Origin of the sequence: Flexibacter flexilis DSM 6793, from assembly GCF_900112255.1 — a bacterium.
Classification (GTDB): domain Bacteria; phylum Bacteroidota; class Bacteroidia; order Cytophagales; family Flexibacteraceae; genus Flexibacter; species Flexibacter flexilis.
On the sequence record NZ_FOLE01000010.1, the window covers coordinates 105,578 to 125,744 of the forward strand.

The 20,167-nt window shown below is 40.9% G+C and carries 20 protein-coding genes and 1 riboswitch; of the genes, 17 read left to right on the top strand and 3 right to left on the bottom strand.

Annotated elements, in window-relative coordinates; all coding sequences use genetic code 11:
- Window positions 1-87: 87 nt before the first annotated feature.
- Window positions 88-1,350 carry a T9SS type A sorting domain-containing protein gene (locus tag BM090_RS15090; RefSeq protein WP_091515234.1) on the bottom strand — a complete coding sequence of 421 codons (1,263 nt, stop codon included), beginning with the start codon at window positions 1,348-1,350 and terminating at the stop codon, window positions 88-90.
- Between the two features lie 133 nt (window positions 1,351-1,483).
- A riboswitch (cobalamin riboswitch) is annotated at window positions 1,484-1,680 on the bottom strand.
- Between the two features lie 165 nt (window positions 1,681-1,845).
- On the opposite strand from BM090_RS15090, the gene hisH reads away from it, so the two are divergent.
- The 7 genes from hisH to BM090_RS15125 all read left to right on the top strand — a co-directional run bounded on the left by hisH (window position 1,846) and on the right by BM090_RS15125 (window position 7,094).
- Window positions 1,846-2,430 (top strand): imidazole glycerol phosphate synthase subunit HisH, encoded by a 585-nt coding sequence (gene hisH / locus BM090_RS15095; RefSeq protein WP_091515237.1) that lies wholly within the window; start codon window positions 1,846-1,848, stop codon window positions 2,428-2,430.
- A gap of 15 nt (window positions 2,431-2,445) precedes the next feature.
- Window positions 2,446-3,156: a tRNA pseudouridine(55) synthase TruB gene (gene truB / locus BM090_RS15100; RefSeq protein ID WP_091515241.1), complete on the top strand. Its 711-nt coding sequence runs from the start codon at window positions 2,446-2,448 to the stop codon at window positions 3,154-3,156.
- A 40-nt stretch (window positions 3,157-3,196) separates the two neighbouring features.
- Window positions 3,197-3,655, top strand: coding sequence for a peptidylprolyl isomerase (locus BM090_RS15105; protein WP_091515244.1), 459 nt, complete (start codon window positions 3,197-3,199; stop codon window positions 3,653-3,655).
- 93 nt (window positions 3,656-3,748) lie between these two features.
- Window positions 3,749-4,141, top strand: coding sequence for an inner membrane protein YiaA (gene yiaA / locus BM090_RS15110; RefSeq protein ID WP_091515247.1), 393 nt, complete (start codon window positions 3,749-3,751; stop codon window positions 4,139-4,141).
- 78 nt (window positions 4,142-4,219) lie between these two features.
- Window positions 4,220-4,807, top strand: a complete 588-nt coding sequence (locus BM090_RS15115; RefSeq protein WP_177199960.1) for a Crp/Fnr family transcriptional regulator — start codon at window positions 4,220-4,222, stop codon at window positions 4,805-4,807.
- A 75-nt stretch (window positions 4,808-4,882) separates the two neighbouring features.
- A complete protein-coding gene (locus BM090_RS15120) occupies window positions 4,883-5,686 on the top strand; it encodes an SDR family oxidoreductase (protein WP_091515253.1) in 804 nt (267 codons plus the stop codon).
- Window positions 5,687-5,705: 19 nt separating this feature from the next.
- Window positions 5,706-7,094 carry an aldehyde dehydrogenase gene (locus BM090_RS15125; RefSeq protein ID WP_394333478.1) on the top strand — a complete coding sequence of 463 codons (1,389 nt, stop codon included), beginning with the start codon at window positions 5,706-5,708 and terminating at the stop codon, window positions 7,092-7,094.
- A 6-nt stretch (window positions 7,095-7,100) separates the two neighbouring features.
- Here BM090_RS15125 and BM090_RS15130 read toward each other — a convergent pair whose 3' ends face one another.
- The gene (locus BM090_RS15130; RefSeq protein WP_091515260.1) at window positions 7,101-8,495 is read right to left on the bottom strand and encodes an NADH-quinone oxidoreductase subunit N; all 1,395 of its coding nucleotides are present in this window, start codon (window positions 8,493-8,495) and stop codon (window positions 7,101-7,103) included.
- A gap of 134 nt (window positions 8,496-8,629) precedes the next feature.
- On the opposite strand from BM090_RS15130, the gene BM090_RS15135 reads away from it, so the two are divergent.
- The 10 genes from BM090_RS15135 to BM090_RS15180 all read left to right on the top strand — a co-directional run bounded on the left by BM090_RS15135 (window position 8,630) and on the right by BM090_RS15180 (window position 19,265).
- Window positions 8,630-9,079, top strand: coding sequence for a hypothetical protein (locus BM090_RS15135; protein ID WP_091515263.1), 450 nt, complete (start codon window positions 8,630-8,632; stop codon window positions 9,077-9,079).
- A gap of 49 nt (window positions 9,080-9,128) precedes the next feature.
- Window positions 9,129-9,890 carry a triose-phosphate isomerase gene (gene tpiA / locus BM090_RS15140; RefSeq protein ID WP_091515265.1) on the top strand — a complete coding sequence of 254 codons (762 nt, stop codon included), beginning with the start codon at window positions 9,129-9,131 and terminating at the stop codon, window positions 9,888-9,890.
- Window positions 9,891-9,994: 104 nt separating this feature from the next.
- On the top strand, window positions 9,995-10,774 hold the full coding sequence (gene cdaA / locus BM090_RS15145; protein ID WP_177199961.1) for a diadenylate cyclase CdaA: 780 nt from the start codon (window positions 9,995-9,997) through the stop codon (window positions 10,772-10,774).
- 288 nt (window positions 10,775-11,062) lie between these two features.
- Window positions 11,063-12,337 (top strand): OmpP1/FadL family transporter, encoded by a 1,275-nt coding sequence (locus tag BM090_RS15150; protein WP_091515446.1) that lies wholly within the window; start codon window positions 11,063-11,065, stop codon window positions 12,335-12,337.
- A 48-nt stretch (window positions 12,338-12,385) separates the two neighbouring features.
- A complete protein-coding gene (locus tag BM090_RS15155; RefSeq protein WP_091515271.1) occupies window positions 12,386-13,813 on the top strand; it encodes an SGNH/GDSL hydrolase family protein in 1,428 nt (475 codons plus the stop codon).
- Between the two features lie 171 nt (window positions 13,814-13,984).
- Window positions 13,985-14,176: a cold-shock protein gene (locus BM090_RS15160; protein ID WP_091515274.1), complete on the top strand. Its 192-nt coding sequence runs from the start codon at window positions 13,985-13,987 to the stop codon at window positions 14,174-14,176.
- Window positions 14,177-14,471: 295 nt separating this feature from the next.
- Complete coding sequence (locus tag BM090_RS15165) at window positions 14,472-15,581, top strand: patatin-like phospholipase family protein (RefSeq protein ID WP_091515276.1); 1,110 nt, start codon at window positions 14,472-14,474, stop codon at window positions 15,579-15,581.
- A 17-nt stretch (window positions 15,582-15,598) separates the two neighbouring features.
- Window positions 15,599-17,524 carry a tetratricopeptide repeat protein gene (locus BM090_RS15170; RefSeq protein ID WP_143084000.1) on the top strand — a complete coding sequence of 642 codons (1,926 nt, stop codon included), beginning with the start codon at window positions 15,599-15,601 and terminating at the stop codon, window positions 17,522-17,524.
- Window positions 17,525-17,632: 108 nt separating this feature from the next.
- Window positions 17,633-18,943 carry a 30S ribosomal protein S12 methylthiotransferase RimO gene (gene rimO / locus BM090_RS15175; protein ID WP_091515282.1) on the top strand — a complete coding sequence of 437 codons (1,311 nt, stop codon included), beginning with the start codon at window positions 17,633-17,635 and terminating at the stop codon, window positions 18,941-18,943.
- A gap of 100 nt (window positions 18,944-19,043) precedes the next feature.
- Window positions 19,044-19,265 (top strand): hypothetical protein, encoded by a 222-nt coding sequence (locus BM090_RS15180; protein WP_091515285.1) that lies wholly within the window; start codon window positions 19,044-19,046, stop codon window positions 19,263-19,265.
- Window positions 19,266-19,338: 73 nt separating this feature from the next.
- Here BM090_RS15180 and BM090_RS15185 read toward each other — a convergent pair whose 3' ends face one another.
- Complete coding sequence (locus BM090_RS15185) at window positions 19,339-20,073, bottom strand: hypothetical protein (protein WP_221405411.1); 735 nt, start codon at window positions 20,071-20,073, stop codon at window positions 19,339-19,341.
- Window positions 20,074-20,167 lie beyond the last annotated feature (94 nt).

Consider the following 20,167-nt stretch of genomic DNA (forward strand, 5'->3'; position numbering starts at 1 on the left):
CTTCATTTGGCGGCTGTTCATTTGGTTTTGAAAGAAAAAAGCCCAACCTACAAAAAGCGTAGGTCAGGCCAACTAGAGAGATATGTATTATTGTTTAATAAATTTAGTACGGAAAATAGTGTTATTGTGTTCTATTTCCATAATGTACATTCCTTGCGGCAATTGCTCAATGCTTACTGGCGTGTTGGCGGCAACCGTTTCGGTGCGTAACACGCGGCCTGTCATGTCCGAAATGCTTACTTGCAACCCTTCAAAATCAACTTGGCCATCTATCCAAATAGCTTTGCTGCTTGGGTTCGGGTAAACCGTTAAGTTTTTGTTTTTTAGATTGTTGCGAACTGAAACGCTTGTTCTGTAATCTATGCCAATGGCTTCTGGCGATTTGCCCACAGGAAGTGTTGCTACTTTCGCGCCTGTAAGGTTATAAACGCCTCCTGTTACAAAGCTGAAAAAATCGGTTTGTGTAACATAGAAACGGCTGCCGTTTACATCAAAAGTAGAGGCTACAATTTCCAACGTATCTACAATAACAGTATCCGTAATGGTTTGATTAGCAATATTATAGCTACCAATTCCTCTGCTAAAGTTAGCGTAAAGCGTGTTGCCGACTAAAGCCGTACCGCCACTTAACACGCCAATAGAATCGGAAGTAAGGCTGCCGTTGGCTGTCGAATATTGGTGCAAAAAGTGGCTTTTGCCTGCAATGCCAATTACTTTTTTGCCATACACAAACAAGCGGCTCAAACCTGCGCCGTGTGCGCCTAAGTCAATGTTTTGGATAAATTCGCCTGTTGAGATTTTAACTACACCGATATAACCCACAGAATCTGCGTAAGCTGAACTTACAAGGTTGTGCGCCACGTAAGCCGTATCGCCCACTACGGCGATGTCGCGTACTTCGTTGGTGATTTGGCTGATTGTATCTAATGGCTGCAAAGTTGCTTTGTCATAAATGAAGAAAAAAGCACCGCCACCATAGTACTTGCCTACCAAAAGGCGGTCGCCAGCCACACGAAGTTTGCGCACGGGACTGAACGCTGCTTTGCCTGTAACTTGGTAGTTGTCAAGGTTATAACGAACAATAGAATCTTGCGCTGCTACGAACAATTCGCCGTTATTGATTTCTACGTCTTGTACCGATTGCGTCTGGATAGTGGCAAATGTGTTACTTTGTCCGTTGGCTGGGTTGTAAGAGGTAAGGGTTAAATAATCCTCGAAAGGTGGCATGTATTCGTATTTGCCGCCGTTGGCGATGATGATTTGTTTGGTAGTAGTTTGTGCAAAAACGCTGCTGCTCAAAGTAACGAAAGCTGCACAAGCTAATGTTTTGATTTTGTTGAAGTTACTCATAGAATTTTGTTAGAAAGAAAACAAACACTATGAGCCAAACGAGCAAGGAAGAAATAAAAAGCAACTCTCAAGGCTCGTGCGCACCAAGCCCCAGACCGTCAATTTATCCTATACCTTTCTACCCGAAGGCTCGGAAAATATGTGTGCGCTGGCAGGTCTCCTGACTTCTCTACTGTCGTTGCCTTCCCAGAAAATTCCAGTGGCTCAAACGAACGACAGCTTTTTGTAGATTTACAGTTGCGGGGACAGCTTTCGATTTGCACGAAATTCCCTTTTAAGTCACTAAGCTCTGAACTAAAGATAGTGACACCAAACACGCCGCGAAATAACAGTATTATCCGAAATAGTCCAAACAAAATGTGAATTTTAGCTTGTAATAAAGCTCTTTAATTGTATTTTTAGGTATAATATTGTTTTTATTTTGTATAAAATTTATTTAATACTTGTATTTGAGAAAATATTATACGTTCTTCGCTGCCTCAAAATGCGTAGAGAATGAAGGTTGCGATAGTAGAATATAATGCGGGCAATGTGCAGTCTGTGAAATATGCCCTCGAAAGATTGGGCGTTGAGCCTGTGCTTACCAGCGACGTGACGGAGTTGCGAAGTGCGGATAAAGTCATTTTCCCTGGAGTGGGAGAAGCGTCATCGGCCATGCGATTTCTGAAAAATAAGAATTTGGATAAAATCATCCCGACGCTCACGCAGCCTGTTTTGGGAATTTGTTTGGGTTTGCAATTGCTTTGTCGTCATTCGCAGGAAGGCGATGCGGATTGTTTGGGGGTGTTTGATGTGGAGGTTTGCCGTTTTCCGCAAGCCACTGAAAAAGTGCCGCATGTGGGTTGGAATACTTTGCAGCTCACAGATAATGTGTTGCTCAAAGATTTGCCGCCGCTGCCACACGTATATTATGTGCATAGTTATTATGCGCAACTGAGTCCTTACACGATTGCTACTACGGATTATATCGTGCCGTTTAGTGCCATGCTGCACCGCGATAATTTTTATGCAGCGCAGTTTCACCCCGAAAAAAGCAGCGAAGTAGGAGAGAAGATTATTGCTAATTTTTTGAATTTATAAAATAAAGGAAATAGAATGACAGACCGCCCATTTAACTTTGAAGAAGGCGAAATATTGCTGATAGACAAACCGTTGCGTTGGACATCTTTTGACATCGTCAAGAAAGTACGCAATACCATTCGCATCAAAAAAGTAGGCCATGCGGGAACGCTCGACCCATTGGCGACGGGTTTGCTCATTGTTTGCACGGGCAAAAAAACCAAGCAAATCGACGCGGTTCAGGCCGAAGAAAAGGAATATACAGGTACGTTTACGCTTGGCGCGACTACGCCTTCTTATGACTTGGAAACTGAACCCGAAAATCAAAAAGATATTTCAGGCCTTACGCCCGAACAAATACGCGCAGCTACGGTGGCGTTCGTGGGCGATATTGAGCAGTTGCCGCCGATGTATTCGGCTGTTAGTGTGGGTGGCGAACGATTGTACCAAAAAGCCCGCAGAGGCGAGGAAATCGAACGTGCGCCGCGCCCTGTTACGATTATGACTTTTGAGGTTACGGATATCGCATTGCCTGTGGTTTCGTTTCGGGTAGTTTGTTCCAAAGGCACATACATTCGTAGTTTAGCACATGATTTTGGGCAAGCTTTGGGTGTGGGAGCGTATTTGTCGGAATTGCGCCGCACACGTAGCGGAGCTTTTCGGGTAGAAGATGCTTGGCAAATCACGGATTTGATAGAGGTCGTAAAGCTGCAGAGAGCGCAAGAGGAACAAAGCGACTCTAATTAATGTTTAGTATTCAATTATTTCCAAATAATATTTTTTACAAATGAAAACCGCAGAAATCCACACCGCTAAAGGTGTAATGAAGGTAGAATTTTTTGAGCAAGACGCTCCAAACACCGTCAAAAACTTTGTTGATTTGGCTAATCAAGGCTTTTATGATGGTCTTGCCTTTCACCGTGTAATCCCTAATTTCGTAATTCAAGGCGGCTGTCCAAACTCACGCGAAGGCGCGAAAGGTATGCCAGGTACTGGCGGCCCAGGCTATAAAATCAAGTGTGAATTGACGGGTGGCAACCAATTCCACGACCGCGGCGTTCTTTCGATGGCGCATGCTGGCCGCGATACAGGCGGTTCACAATTCTTTATTTGCCACACGCGCGACACCACAAAGCACCTCGACCGCAACCATACGGTATTCGGTAAGGTGGTAGATGGTTTGGACATAATCGACCAAATCAAAGCTGGCGACCGCATCGAAAAAATAGTAGTAAGCGAAGCTTAATTGTAGGCAAAAAACTAATTTTAAAGACATTTTCTGTAAAAAGAAAATGTCTTTTTTTATATTTACTTTTAATAACACTAAATATCAGAGAAAATGCAAAAAACTTCAGGTGCTTTTGTGGCTGCTTCGTGGGCTGCCTTGTTGATTGGAATGGTCGGTTATTTGGCTGGCCTTTGGCGTTCGGATATGCTGCTCAATGAGAAAGGTTATTATTTTACGCTCATCATGTTTGGCCTTTTTGCGGTGGTTTCGCTTCAGAAAAGCGTTCGCGACAAACTCGAAGGCGTGGCCGTAACCGATATATATTACGGCATTTGTTGGGTAGCAACAGTGCTTTCTATTTTGTTGTTGGCTATCGGACTTTGGAATGCTACGATGCTACCAAGTGAAAAAGGTTTTTATGCGTTTTCGTTTTTGCTGGCACTTTTTGGCGCGATAGCTGTGCAAAAAAATACTCGCGATAATGCACCCACAAACAACAACTAAAACGTAAATAAAAAGGTGTTTTCTATGCAAAGAAAATGCCTTTTTTGTTTTAATAAAACACTAAATTATTTCGAATTTATGCAAGAATCTTTGCAAAATATTCGTACGCTTATTGCCTCACTTATTGACATAAACGACGAAGAATGGGCGTATTATTCGGCCATGTTTGAGCTGAAAAAGTTTAAGAAAAAAGAAATTATTCTTCAGGTAGGAGAGGTGGCCAAATCTGTTTTTTTTGTAAATAGAGGGCTTTTGAGGATTTATTTTTTAGATAAAAATCAAAAAGAATGCACCTTTCATTTTGCCCAAGAACTGAGCTTTGCTACTGATTATGAGAGTTTTTTGCGCAAAACGCCTTCTAAATATTCGATTCAGGCAATGGAAGATACGGAAGTGGTCATTATGTCGCATTTTATGGTACACGACGGCTACAAAGGCTTGCGTTATGGTGAAAAATTAGGGCGCGTATTAGCCGAAACGCATTTCTTTTTATTTAGTAATAAATTATTGGAACTTTATACACAAACGCCGCTGGAACGTTACGAACAAATGAATAAATTATTTCCGAAAATTTTGCAACGCGTTCCGCAACATTATATCGCTTCTTATTTGAATATTTCGTCGGTACATTTGAGCCGTATCATCAACGAACAGCCCCGAAACTAATAACAAATGTTATTGCTTACGCCGCCGCCAATTTTTATTTTTGTTGCACACTGAAATTAACTAAAACGATTGATTATGAGTACGATAAAAGGCCAAAAAGTGCTGATTACGGGCGGTGGGTCGGGTATCGGCAAGCTAATGGGAGAGTTGGTGTTGCGTAAAGGTGCTACGCAATTGGTGATTTGGGACATTAGCCCCGCTAATATCGAAACGACACTAAAAGAATTGCAGCCGTTTGGCAATGTTACAGCGTATCAAGTTGATATTTCTGACCTTACACAAATTCAAAATGCAGCCGAAAAAGTAAAAAAAGAAATTGGAAAAATTGATATTTTGATTAATAATGCGGGCATTATTGTAGGAAAACTTTTTCACGAACATAGTACCGAAGAAATTACGCGTACTATGAATATTAATGCCAATGCACCAATGTACATTACACAACAATTTTTGAGTGATATGTTGGCGCAAAATCGCGGTCATATCTGCAATATTGCGTCATCAGCAGGCTTAATTTCTAATCCAAAAATGTCGGTGTATGTGTCGAGCAAATGGGCAATTTTGGGTTGGTCTGATAGCTTGCGTATTGAGATGCAGCAACAGAAATTAAATGTGCATGTTACCACCGTAACGCCGTATTATATTAGCACAGGAATGTTTGATGGAGTTCGCTCTATCGTCCCGATTCTGAAACCCGAAAAAGTTGCCAAAAAGGTAATAGAAGGCATCGAGAAAAATAAAATATTTGTGAGTATGCCTTGGAGTGTTCGTTTTGTTCGTTTTGGCCAAGCACTGATGCCTATTTGGTTGTTTGATTGGTTTATAGGAGATGTCATGGGAATTTATAAAACCATGCAACATTTTAAAGGAAGAAAATAATTGATTTACTACTGTTTTCATTCAAAAAATAAAGCCTATGACACCCGAAAATATTGTAAATATTATCGCGGCGCAACGCCATTTTTTTGCCTCACATCAGACAAAAAGCACAGATTTTAGAATAAAAAACCTGCAAAAACTCAAAGCTGCTGTTTTGCGCAATGAAGCCAAAATTGCGGCAGCTTTGTGGCAAGATTTGCATAAATCTGCCGAGGAAGCCTATCTCACGGAGACTAGTATTGTATTGCAAGAGATTGATAATCATATTAAAAATTTAAAAAAATGGACAAAACCCAAGCGAGTACCTACGCCGCTGCACGTGCTGCCATCGCGGAGTTATTTGTATGCCGAACCGCTGGGCGTGGCTCTAATTATTGCGCCTTGGAATTATCCATTTCAATTGTTAATAAATCCGTTGATTGGCGCAATTTCGGCGGGTTGTTGCGTTATCTTGAAACCTTCGCCATTTGCGCCACATATTGCGGAAGTAATGGAGCAAATTATTCACGAAATTTTTAGCGCAGAATATGTTGAAATATTGCTGGGTGGAAAAGAAATAAATGATATTTTATTGCAAAATAAATTTGACATAATTTTCTTTACAGGAAGCCCCACTACAGGCAAAATTATAGCCAAAGCAGCCGCCGAATTTATGACTCCTGTGGTACTGGAATTAGGGGGAAAAAGTCCGTGTATTGTGGCCGAAGATGCTAATTTGGACGTAGCAGCAAAGCGCATTGCTTGGGGAAAAATTATTAATGCAGGACAGACTTGTATTGCACCAGATTATTTATTTGTGCACCATACAGTTAAAGAAAAATTATTGCAAAAAATCGTCGATAATTTCAAAGAAATGTTGGGCGAAAATATCAAACAAAGCCAGTATTTCGGACGAATTATTCATGCCACTGCTTTTGAACGATTAAATAAATATTTACAAGGACAAAATATTGTATTTGGTGGTGAAACTGATGCGCAAGAACGATACATTTCTCCTACATTATTGGATAATATTTTACCCGAAAATCCGATTATGCAAGAAGAAATATTTGGCCCTATTTTGCCAATTATGACTTACACGCAACTCTCGGAAGTCATTGATTTTGTGAATAAAAATGAAAAACCATTGGCACTGTATTTCTTTTCGGAGGACGATGCCAAAATCAATGAAATATTGACCAAAACCAGCAGCGGCGGCGCGTGTGTGAATGATACGCTCATGCACATTGCCAACCATCATTTGCCGTTTGGTGGCGTGGGCAATAGCGGCATGGGCGCGTATCATGGGCATTTTAGTTTTGAGATTTTTAGCCACAAAAAAGCCGTAGTACGTACGCCTACGTGGGTGGATTTGCCCCTGAAATATACGCCATTCAAGTATTTTGATTGGATTAAGAAAATTTTGTAGTCGGTGTTAAACTACAAAAAATACCACTAATAACATTGCCAAAAACAACAAAATCCAGCGGGTGAGGTTGGCGGGAATCGTGTCGTGTGTGTTGTGTTCGGTGGTTTGATGCTCGGCACGGAAATACATAAAAAACGGCACGCGCAAGTAAAAAAACAGCGAAATAGCGGTTCCCGCCACTGCCACCAGCAAGCCGTAAAGCAGCCAAACATGGTTGTTTTGCTCGTAGCTGCGCCACACATCCAGAAACAAATTGAGCTTGGCCGTAAACCCAGCCGTTGGCGGAAGTCCCGTGAGGCTCACGAACGCCAGCACCAACGCCAGTGGGCTTACGGCATCGTGTTGCGCAAAACCGCTTAGTTGCTTGATGTGCAGGTGGCCGTGTTCGCCTTCTGTGTTTTGGATAAAAATAAATACTAAGGCACTGGCTAACAGATAAATAAAAAGATAAAAAGCCAAGTTTTCGCCCGAAGCGTTGGCCGCGACTGCCAACAACAAAACGCCAGTGTGCGCCACCGACGAATAACCCATTAGGCGGCGAATATTGCTTTGCCACAGCGCAGAAAAATTACCGACCAAAATAGAGGCAATGGCTGCGATACTTAGGAAATCCGTCCAAGCAAAAAGCGATTCGTAACGGCCTATAATATTGATAACCGCCTGTAAAGCCGCTACTTTTGGCGCAATAGAAAGGAAAAAAGCCACCGAACTCGGCGCAGCGTCGTAAGTATCAGCTACCCACCAATGCAGCGGCGCACCCGCTAATTTAAAAAGCATTCCGCCCATTACCATGCCCAGTGCGGCGGTCAGAATGGCGTAATTATAACCACCACTGGCCAAATTTGCATTTTGCCAAGCAAGCCCATAGAGCCACGAAATTCCGTAGAGCATCATGGCGGAAATGGCCGCACCAAAAAGCAAATATTTTAATCCTGCTTCTGCACTATTTTTATTGAACCGAAAACCTACGAGCAAATAAGATGCAATTGAGATTAATTCGACCGAAACAAAGAATAGTAGCCAGTCTTGGGCCGAGATAAGCAGGTTACAGCCCAGCGCGAGGCCTATTACAATAGTACAAAATTCGGTATAATGATTTTTGTCTGGGTTGTTTTGTTCCGTATGCCATTGCATAGCCAATGCGGCGGCAGCACTTATTAGTACTATAGCCTTGAAATACAGTGAATCGCCCGAAACAGTATTGCTATTGGCTAGCAGCATTCCTGCAATAAATAAACTGCTCAAACTGGCCAAAAGTAGCCAAATAGGTAAATTTTTTAAGCGAAACAATCCCAGAATAATGACAACTGGCACGGCGGCGGCCAAAGCGATTTCGGCATACCAAGCGGGCAGATTCTGGATTGTTTGTTCAAAAAGGCGAATGACGGATGTTGTATTCATAAAAAAAAATATCGGCTCAAAACTATGAAAAAATCTAATCAAATTGCACTTATATTTGCGCTTGATGTGCCGTTTAACCGCTTTTTGTTATATCTTCGTTGCGGATATTACGAGCATTCAACCTAATATATATTATGATACAAAATAATATTTCGATTCGACTCACTCCTGAAGAGTTTGATGCCGTTCAGAAGGCATTGGAGGTGATAAACAATACGTTATCTCCTTATTTAATACAACTTACGCCCGAACAACGCAGACAATTGCCCAAAATGAGCGATAAAACGACTCCATTTGTAGAAAAATCTTTAGAATTGGCAAAGCAATATCCGCAGTTTGTGCCAGAAATTATGGACGTAAATGAGTTGAAAGTTGATTTTGATTCGGTGCAAACCTTACGTTCATTGCACAAGCCTTTAGAAAAACTTTACGACCAATTATCAGATACAATTTTGTTGGCTGGTAGCGAGGCTTATACGGCTTCTTTGGCGTATTTTAATAACGTCAAATCGGCGGTAGCGATCGCAGAGCAAACCACAGCTGAGGCACAACAGGTATTTGATGAGTTAAACAAACGATTTTAGTGTTAAATTTTTTATTGAAATATTTATAAATTTTTATTAACTAAATAATATGCGCCAAAAAATTGTAGCGGGCAACTGGAAAATGAACAAAGACCTTGAAAGAGGCCTTGAATTAGTTTCGGAAGTAGTGAATATGGTAAAAGATGAGGTAACTTCTTCGGTTACTGTGGTACTTTGCCCGCCATTCGTACACCTGACAAGCGTAAACAAATTGATTGCTGGCCAATCGAACATCAAATTAGGTGCGCAAAATTGCCACCAAAAAGCCTCTGGTGCTTATACTGGCGAAGTTTCGGCTGAAATGTTGAAATCCGTAGGTACTGAATATGTGATTTTGGGACACAGCGAACGCCGTGAATATTTCCAAGAAAGCAACGAACAATTGGCCGAAAAAGTAAATATTTCGTTGGCAAATGGCTTGTTACCGATTTTCTGCTGTGGCGAATCTTTGGATTTGCGTCAGAATGGTGATTTCGTAGGTTTTGTTACGAATCAATTGACAGAAAGTTTATTTCATTTGTCTGCGGAAGACTTTGGTAAAATTGTGATTGCTTACGAACCGATTTGGGCGATAGGTACAGGCCTGACGGCTACGGCGCAACAGGCACAAGATATGCATGCGGCGATTCGCAAGCATCTTGCTGGCAAATACGGACAAGCGGTGGCAGATGCTACGCCGATTTTGTACGGTGGCAGTGCCAAGCCTTCTAATGCAGTGGAACTTTTCTCGTGCCCAGACGTGGACGGTGGCTTGATTGGCGGTGCTTCGCTTGCTTCTCGCGACTTTACGGACGTTGTAAAGGCTATCTAATTTTTTGTAACTTATTATTATAGAACCATTTGCGCTACTAATTTTGGCGCAAATGGTTTGATTTTTACTATACGCTCTGTTCCAAATTTATAAGGTAAATTGTTTTGATTCGGATTGGATTTTTAGAAATATCGTGGATAGATGTAGTGGATGTTTTGTTGGTCAGCTACCTGATTTATAGGTTCTATAAACTTATTCGTGGCAGTGTGGCTGTGCGAATTTTTACGGGAATTATATCCATATATCTATTGTATCTGATTGTAAAATCAGTGGGCATGGAATTGCTCACGGCGATTTTGGGGCAATTTATTGGTTTGGGAATGGTGGCGGCCTTGATTCTGTTTCAGCCCGAAATCCGTAAATTTTTGTTGTCGGTGGGACGAACTTCTTTTTTTAAATCAGGAATATTAAACGGCTCGTTGCTTTCGCCCGACCCATTGGGAACGGATTTGAACATCGAGGCGATTGTTACGGCAGTTTCCGAAATGTCGGCTACGCGCACAGGTGCTTTATTGGTATTGGGCAAACGCTCCGAACTTCAACAATACATGGATACGGGCAATACGTTAGACGCGACTATTTCGGCGCGTCTGATTTTGTCTATTTTCTATAAAAATAGCCCTATGCACGATGGTGCAGCCATTATTACTAGCAATAAACTGCGATCTGCGGGCTGTATTCTGCCACTAACCGATAATATGGATTTGCCTCCACATTTGGGTTTGCGCCACAGGGCAGGAATTGGCGTAACAGAGCTTACCGATAGCTTAGTGATCATTGTTTCGGAAGAAACTGGCATCGTGTCTATTGCCCGTAGCGGCAAACTTTCTGCACTTTCGGGGCCTAACACTTTACGCGAGAAATTGCAGGAATATGCAATGTAGTAGTGTTATTGATTTGCGTTGCATTATTTTTTTTTAGAATTTTGAAAAAAAATAAAATTTTGTAAAGCAGAACTTCTGCCAATGAAAAGACTTTTTAGGCACTTTTTTTGTAGCCTAAAAGCCGAAAAATTACAATTTATACAAACGAAAAGCAGGTTTATTGTTAAAAAGAAAAATATAACTTTTTGAAGTTTGTATGGCTTTGATGCAGAAATTTCGCAACATGATTTTTATTTTAAAAATATTTTTAACTTTGATTATTCAATTACAAAAACCCTTTTTTTCACAATGACCAAAAAAATACTAACACTCCTCTCTGCCTCTGTGTTAGGTAGCACAGTGGCGTTGGCTGGTGGCTACCAAGTGGCCATCCAGAGCCAAAGACAAATCGGTATGGGACATACTGGTACAGGTTTGGCAAATGATGCTTCAAGCATTTTCTTTAATCCTGGTGCGTTGAGCTTTACTAAAAAGAACAATGTAATATTAGGTGCAAGTTTCATTAACTCTGGTGTTGCTTTTCGTGCACCATCGACAAGTACCACGACAGCCAAAACAGAAAACCCAGTAAGTACACCATTCAATGTGTATGCTTCGTTTGCAGCTAAAGAAGATAGCAAACTAAAGTTTGGTTTGGGGGTGTTTACACCTTATGGTAGTACCGTAAAATGGGGCGACGATTGGAAAGGTAAATACGTTCTGACGCAACTTGAGTTGCGTGCTATTTACGTACAACCAACCGTAAGCTATAAAATCAATGATAAATTGGGCATTGGCGTAGGTTTGGATTATGTGAACGGCTACGTGAATTTGCAAAAAAATATCCCATTAAATACTTCTGACGGAGACGCGAAAGCGGAATTAGACGGCAAAACCAATAATTTTGGTTTCAATGTTGGGGTTTATTACAAACCAACCGACAAATTGTCTGTGGGCTTGAACTACCGTTCGAAAGTAGATGCTAAAGTAGAAGGGGGCGATGCTAAATTTACGAATGTTAGTTCGTATTTGCAAAATGGTGTTACTTTCCCGAAAGGCGGCGCAACGAAGTTTGACGCAACATTGCCTTTGCCACAAGTAGCAACATTGGGTATTGGTTACCAAGCTACAGAGAAATTATTGCTTGCTTTTGATGTAAACTGGACTGGCTGGAGTGCTTACAAAGAGTTGCGTTTTGATTATGAAGCTCCTGTAGGCGGTTCTACTTCTACTGTTTCGCAACGTAAATACAAAGATTCATTTGCTTTCCGTGTAGGCGGCGAATATAAAGTAACAGACGCTTTTACAGCTCGTGCAGGTGCTTATTATGACCTCTCGCCTGTAAAAGAAGGTTACATGACACCAGAAACACCAGACCAAGACCGTTTGGGCTTGACAGCAGGTGTTAGCTATACATTCAACGATAAATTTGGTGTAGATGCTTCTTTCTTGTTCATTGAGGGCATGGAGCGCGAACAAAAACAGTCGGTAGTTGATTCGGAAGGCATGAGCAAAGATGTGTTGGCTGGTACTTACAAATTGCGTGCTGCTATCCCTGGTATCGGTCTTCACTACAAGTTCTAATTCTTGTAAGTTAGTTAAATGTCTGACTATTAAAATTTTAGCTGAAAAATGAAATCAAACAAAATATATAATCTTTCGCTTGCGGCTGCTGTGGCAATGGCTGCTGTGGCTTGCGAACCAAAATTAGATGCCCCAACGCCAAGCAAAGGTGATGCAGATTTTTCGCATTACGTAGCATTAGGCAACTCACTTACTGCGGGTTATGCTGATGGTGCTTTGTACAAATCTGGTCAAGTGGCTGGCTATGCCAATATGATCGCTACGCAAATGAAAGCTGCGGGCGGTGGAGAATTTAAAATCCCTTACATCAAAGACGAAAATGGGATTGGTAGTTTTAGTACGACTTATCCTTATGGTATGCCACGTTTGGCTTTAGCAGCTAAAGCTGACTGTAAAGGTGTTACCTCACTGTCTCCGTCTCCAGTTGGCTATCCATACAACGCAACGCAGTTCAGCGAATATTTGAGTCTAAACGGACAAACTGGTCCTTTCAATAACTTGGGCGTTCCTGGTGCTAAATCTTATCATTTGGGCGTGAGCGGTTACGGTAATGCAGCGGGTATCGCAGTAGGTACAGCCAATCCATTTTATGCGCGTTTTGCTACGTCTTCTACGTCTTCTGTAATTCAAGATGCGTTAGCGCAATCACCTACGTTCTTTACTTTGTGGATTGGTAACAACGACATCTTAGGTTATGCGACTTCTGGTGGTCAAGGTAATGCTAATCCAGGTATGAACCCTGCTACTTATGGCTCTAACGACATTACGCCGACGGCGGTTGTTAAAGCCTCTATTGAAGGATATGTTCAGGCATTGAAAGCGAGTGCTAAAGCTCCTAAAGGTGTTTTGGCTGGTGTGCCTGATGTGCTTTCTACGCCATATTTCAATACCGTAAAATGGAATGGCTTGGCTCTTACAGATGCTAATACTGTAGCAGCTCTTAACACAGCTTATGCGAGCCTTATCTCTGCTGGTATCGTTACTAAATTTGTGGTGGGTAATAACCCTTTTATTATTGCTGATGTAAGTTCGCCTGCTGGATTCCGTTCGATCAAAAGCACTGAATATCTTATCCTAACTACACCTTCAGATAGTATTAAGTGTAAAGGTTGGGGTTCACAGAAACCAATTCCTGCTAGCTATGTGCTTGATGCAACGGAAGTTAGTAATGTTTCTACTACAATTACAAGCTATAATGATGCCATTAAAGGTTTGGCTACTACTTATGGCTTGGCTTATGTAGATGCTTATACTTTGGTAAAAAATATTGCTGTGAAGGGTTATACCGCTGATGGTGTAACTACTACGACTACGTTTGCAAGCGGTGGCGCATTTAGCTTAGATGGCGTACACCTTACACCTCGTGGCAATGCCATTATTGCCAATGCATTTATTGAGGCCATTAACGCTAAATATGGTAGCACATTATCGCCTGTAGATGCTGCAAAATACAATGGTGTTGTTTTCCCTAAATAATTTGTAGGAAGAAAAATATAAGTATTTTGAAATAAAAAGTCCCTTGTGATAGCGCAAGGGACTTTTTCTGTTTTTAGTGAAAATAAAATTTCACTTTTTTTGGTTTTTATTTTTATTTCTGAAATAAAGACTTACATTTGTATCAGTTAATTAATTCATTTCTTTTATTTTATGAAAACTGGTACAGTAAAATTTTTCAACGAGAGCAAAGGCTTCGGTTTCATCGTTACAGATGATTCTAAACAAGATGTATTTGTTCACGTAAGTGGCCTTATCCACCAAATCCGTGAGAACGATCGCGTTTCTTTCGAGATTAAGGAAGGTAAAAAAGGACCAAACGCTATCAATGTATCAAGAATCTAATTTGTTGCCTTGATTGCCTCTATTGATTTAATTTTTATTGATTACCTGTTTTCAGTTCTTCAAGCGAGTTAAATTTTTAAAGTCAATATTATAGTGCCAATTAGTTCCACTACATTTTTTAAGGAACAAAAAAAACAGACCGTACTTATTACGGTCTGTTTTTTTTTCGTATAATCCTTTGTATTTCAATCGGTGTGCATTGTTTTTGAAATATAGCTATTTGTTTGAACGAAATTTGGCAAACGTTTGTTATATTAGAACGGCCTTTGGCTTAGTATGTTATTAGATTGATAGAATGGAAGAGTATCACAACAATAGTTACGCGGACAGCTTAGCTGCTGTGTACGAAGAAGAAGTATTGGCTGCACATCAAAAAGCCTTTAAAGTAGGTAATCTCACAAAAAAAATTAGTTTGGCTCTGCAAGGAGGAGGTGCACACGGTGCATTTACGTGGGGCGTTTTGGAGAAAATCTTAGAAGATGGCCGCATTGAAATAGAAGCCCTTTGCGGGACGAGTGCAGGTGCAATGAACGCCGTGGTGGTGGCTTATGGCCTCCAATCTGGCGGACGACAAGGGGCAATAGATTTGCTGGAAAAATTTTGGCGAAAAATATCCAGACATCAGCATTTCAGCTTGTTGCAACCCAGTTTTATAGACAAACGCTTGGCAAATGGCCGCTTAGATTATTCGCCGATTTACCAAATGTTTGATTTTTACTCGATGCTGTTTTCTCCGTACCAATTCAATCCGATGGATTATAATCCACTGAGAAACACGCTTTTAGAACTAATAGATTTCGATAAGCTCAAAGAATTTAAGGCACTGAAATTGTTTGTTTGTGCTACGAATGTCCGCACGAGTCGCGCCAAAGTGTTTGATATTTCAGAAATGAGCGTGGACGCGGTGCTGGCTTCGGCTTGTTTGCCGTTTTTGTTCAAAGCCGTAGAGATAGATGGCGAACATTATTGGGACGGTGGCTATATGGGCAATCCGCCAATTTTTCCGTTGATTGACGGGGCGGAGTCTGCCGATATTTTGCTCATACAAATCAATCCTATCAAAATAGACAAAGTGCCACAAAGTGCGGAAGAAATTCGCGATCGCGTTAATACGTTGAGTTTCAATTCGAGCCTGATGCATGAAATGCGCCGCGTGAATTTTGTACAAAAAATGCTCGCCGATGGTTACAATATGCACGGAATATTGCGTAATTTGCGCATTCATAATATTAACCCTGAAGCGGCTTTGGGCCGTTTGAGTGTAGCTACTAAAATGAATGCGGATTGGACGTTTTTACAAAAACTCCGCCGCTTGGGTCATGCAATGGCCGAAGATTGGTTGAGAGACCATTTCCAAGATATTGGCGTTACCTCTTCTTGCGACGTGAAAGAGATTTTTTTGTAAAAAAACGAAAATATATTTTGACTAAGTTTTCTAAAATTGGATTGGCCGCAGCAATGTTATTGTTTGTGGCCACTTTTGCTATGTACTGCACGCACGCGCCAGAAAGCAAAGAAAAGGCCGTAGCCACAACAGACACAGTGGCGCGTCAGGCTCATTTTGTCGGGAAACAAACCTGCATTTCTTGTCATCAGGACATTTATAACTCTTTTCAACATACGGGAAAAGGCAAGGCTTTTCATCGGCCTTCGCGGAATAATGTGATAGAAGTATTTGATAATCAGGCAGTTTTTGATAAATATAAAAACCTGCGCTATGTAGCGTTTTGGCGTGACACCAATATGCTGATGGCTGAATTTCGACTCGCCACCAATGGCAAAGACACGACGCATTACAGAGAACAAAAAGTTGATTTTGTGATTGGCTCAGGCAATCAGGCGCGTTCTTATCTATATCAAACCCCTGATAATTATTTTTATGAAATGCCATTAACATGGTATTCTCACAAAAAAATATGGGATTTGAGTCCTGGTTATCAAAATGGAAATAACACGCGTTTTGATCGCTCTATTGCGCAGGAGTGCATGAATTGCCATAACAGTGATTTTACGTTTGTACCCGAATCGGTCAATAAATTTACGGCTGTGGGCACGGGCATAGGTTGCGAAAAATGCCATGGAGCGGGTTCGGAGCATGTGGCTTTTCGCCAAAAATCTGATAATAAATTAGCCAAAGGCCATGCTGACCACACGATTGTCAATCCTGCACGGCTTTCGGTGCAATTGCAGTTAGATGTTTGCCGCCAATGTCATTTGGAAGGGACGATTGTTCCCAAAAAAGGCAAAAAAATGACGGATTTCAGGGCAGGTGAACCGCTCAATAAATATTGGGACGTTCTAATTCCTGTAAGCAATGAAAAAGAGCAATATGGTTTTGCTTCGCATGCAGAGCGTTTGCAACAAAGCCAATGTTTTATACAATCGGCGGGAAAACTAAATTGTACGAGTTGCCATAATCCACACAATCCATTGTCCGACAACTCTTTAGTATCTTATAATGCGCAGTGCAAGTCTTGCCACAGCAGTTCGAGTGAGGCACATTTGCCTTTGTGCGGACGTGTGGCCAAAACCACTGACCACAATAACTGCGTAGGTTGTCATTTGGCAAAAAGCGGGACTACGGACATTCCGCACGTGCGTTCTACCGACCATTTTATTAGGGTTTTGGATAAAGACAAAAAAACGAAAAAGGCTAAAGCTCCAAGCCTCAAAGGACAAGTGATATTCAAAAACTTTTCGGATACTACGATTTCGCCGCGCACGCTGGCCATCGCCTACATGGATTATTATGAACTTACAGAAGCTAACCCGCTGTATTTGAAGAAAATAGCTGGTTTTATTGATTCGTTAGAACCCCAACAACAATTGCGGTATTATAGCTTAAGCAAAAAGGCTTTGCCTCAAAATTATTTGCAAATACAGCCTCAAAATTTGAGCGATGGCCTGGAAGCGGTCTATTTGGCCGAACTTCGGCAGCGTAGCGGCCTTTCGGCTTTACCGTATTTTGATAAGGCGTTTGAACTTTTGCCCGACAATTTGAATTTACTTTTTTCGGCGGCGAGTGCTTATACAGAGGCTGGAAATCATGCCAAAGCCATTGCGTTATATGACCAAATTTTAAAACGCAAGCCATATCACGCTGATGCTCTGACCAATAAAGGATTTTTGCTGATGACGCTTGGCCAAAATGAACAGGCTTTGAAACTAACGGAACAGGCAATGGTAGCAGACCCCAATTATACGCTTGCTTACGAGAATCGGATTAATATTTTGTTGCAAGTAGGGGAGTTGGCGAAGGCAAAAATGTATTTGGAGGATTTGATTAAACAAAATCCTAAAAATCAGGATTACAAGGACTTGAGAAAGAAAATAGTAGAAAATATGTGAGTCTTTTTTCGTTGAGAAAAAGATAGATTTTGGTAAAATGCGGTGTATCGTTGTACCTTTGCGCCCTTAGAGGCGAGGCGGCGACCCGCGAACATTTATTCCAACAAAATGAAAACTAAAGGATTAGTAAAAAATAAAGTAAACATTGTTACTTTAGGTTGTTCCAAAAACTTAGTAGATTCTGAGCAAATTTATACTCAACTCAAAGCCAATGCTTTTGAAGTGGAGCATGAAGCCAAAAAAGATAATGCTAACATCGTGATTATCAATACGTGCGGCTTTATTGACAACGCCAAACAAGAATCCATTGACACGATTTTGCGCTATGCGGATGCCAAAAACGAAGGTAAAATAGATAAATTATATGTAACGGGTTGTCTTTCACATCGTTATAAAGATGATTTGGAAAGAGAAATCCCGACGGTAGATGCGTACTTTGGGTCAAATGAATTGCCGCGTTTGCTCAAAACCCTGAAAGCTGACTACAAGCATGAACTGATTGGGGAGCGACTCATCACGACACCTTCGCATTATGCGTACCTGAAAATTGCCGAGGGCTGCGACCGTCCGTGTTCATTTTGTGCAATTCCGCTCATGCGCGGCAAGCACGAATCGCAACCCATGGAAGTGCTGGTGCAACAAACCAAAAATTTGGCCAAAAATGGCACAAAAGAAATTATTCTGATTGCCCAAGACCTCACGTATTACGGTTTGGATTTGTACAAAAAACGTAATTTGGCGGATTTGTTGGCGCAACTATCTGATGTAGAGGGGATTGAATGGATTCGTTTGCAATATGCTTATCCGTCGGGCTTCCCGTTGGATGTGTTGGATATTATGCGCGAACGCCCCAATATTTGCAATTATTTGGATATGCCTTTGCAACATGGCTCAAATAATATGCTAAAACTTATGCGTAGAGGTATTACGCGCGAAAAAACGGAAGAATTGGTAGCGACGATTCGCGAAAAAGTACCAAATATTGCGCTGCGTACTACCTTGATTTCGGGGCACCCGAACGAAACAGATGCCGACTTCCAAGAAATGTACGAGTTTGTGGAAAAAATGCGATTTGACCGTTTAGGTATTTTCAATTATTCGCACGAAGAAAATACACATTCGTACTCGATGCCCGACAACGTGCCCGCCGAGGTGAAGCAAGAGCGTTCGGATGCCATCATGGAATTGCAACAAGGTATTTCGATGGATTTGAACGAAGCTAAAATCGGCCAAACTTTCAAAGTGCTATTCGATCGCAAAGAAGGCGGCTATTTCATTGGTCGCACGGAATTTGATTCGCCAGAGGTTGATAATGAGGTGCTTGTAAGTGCAGATAAATATTATGTACGCAAAGGAGACTTTGCTCAAGTGCGCATTACGGATGCTACGGAATTTGATTTGTACGGAGAAGTACTATAATGTAAGTTTTGCGTGCTAAAACTTAGATGGCTTAGTTGCGTGTTTTAGTTTTTTGGTGGAAATTGAGCCATTATTAATCTAAAACACCATCATTATAACCATGAAGACTTTAATATATAATCCAAGCGAGATAGAAACCTCGTTTTGTAACGCTTTTGCGCAAAATCAGGCTGATATACAAAAATGGTTGCCTGATTATAAAATAGAACAAGTAACGACTCGCCTCAATCAAGACAACCCTCAGTTGCTTATCAAAATGACCGACAAAGACGGCGATATGCACGAGTTAGTATTAAGTTTTATACAGAAAATAGATTTGTAAATCATTCATTATAAAAATAAAAAAGCCCTGATTTATCAAATCGGGGCTTTTTTATTGAAGATATAAAATTTTCTTAGCGGCAGTTATAGGTAATTTCGTATGTTACTTTGGTAAGCGGATCATAGAACTTTACAGGATAACGCGTTTCATTTGGAGCGTAAGCATAAGTGTATCTTGCACCTTTGATTACTTTTCCCATAGCATCGTAGCGTTCCATAAATAATAGATTATTTTTATCTCCTCTTAGTGGAGCTGGAAATGCCGATTTAGTACCTTTGTTATCGTCATATAAATATCTCTCTGCGTAGTATTCGCCAGCTGTACCTACTTTTAGGTACATTTTAGTTTTATTATTTTGTACGTCATACTCGTAAGTACGTTGTTCTTTCAAATCCGACGAAGTTCCATCAAAAGTTGTTTCGCGGAATAAGTTACCTTTTATGTCGTAATTGAATGTTTTATAGCCTGTTTGCAAATAAGTAATAGTGTCAGCTTGTAAAACAAAATTTGTTGCTTTTGCCAGTTTTTCGCCACTATTATACTCGTACTCAGAATAGCTTGTTGGCTTATTTTTACCCGTAGGAGTTGTGGCTGCTTTTACTAATAATTTATTTTCGTAAGTGTAATCTATTGTAGAAATAATAGAATCATTTTCTAGAGAAACATATTCAGCACGTTGTAATGTTACACCAGTATAATAATATTTGTAAGCCGTTTTGCTATTCATTTTGATAACCGACGGCATACATGTAGCACTAACATAAGGGTCATCGTAACGAGAACAACCCATTAATCCTGCCACTAACATACTTGCTGCCAATAATATTTTTTTCATAAAAGCTAATTTTTAGTTTTCCAAACCAGTGTTTCAATAGACAAAGATACTACTATATGCAAACATA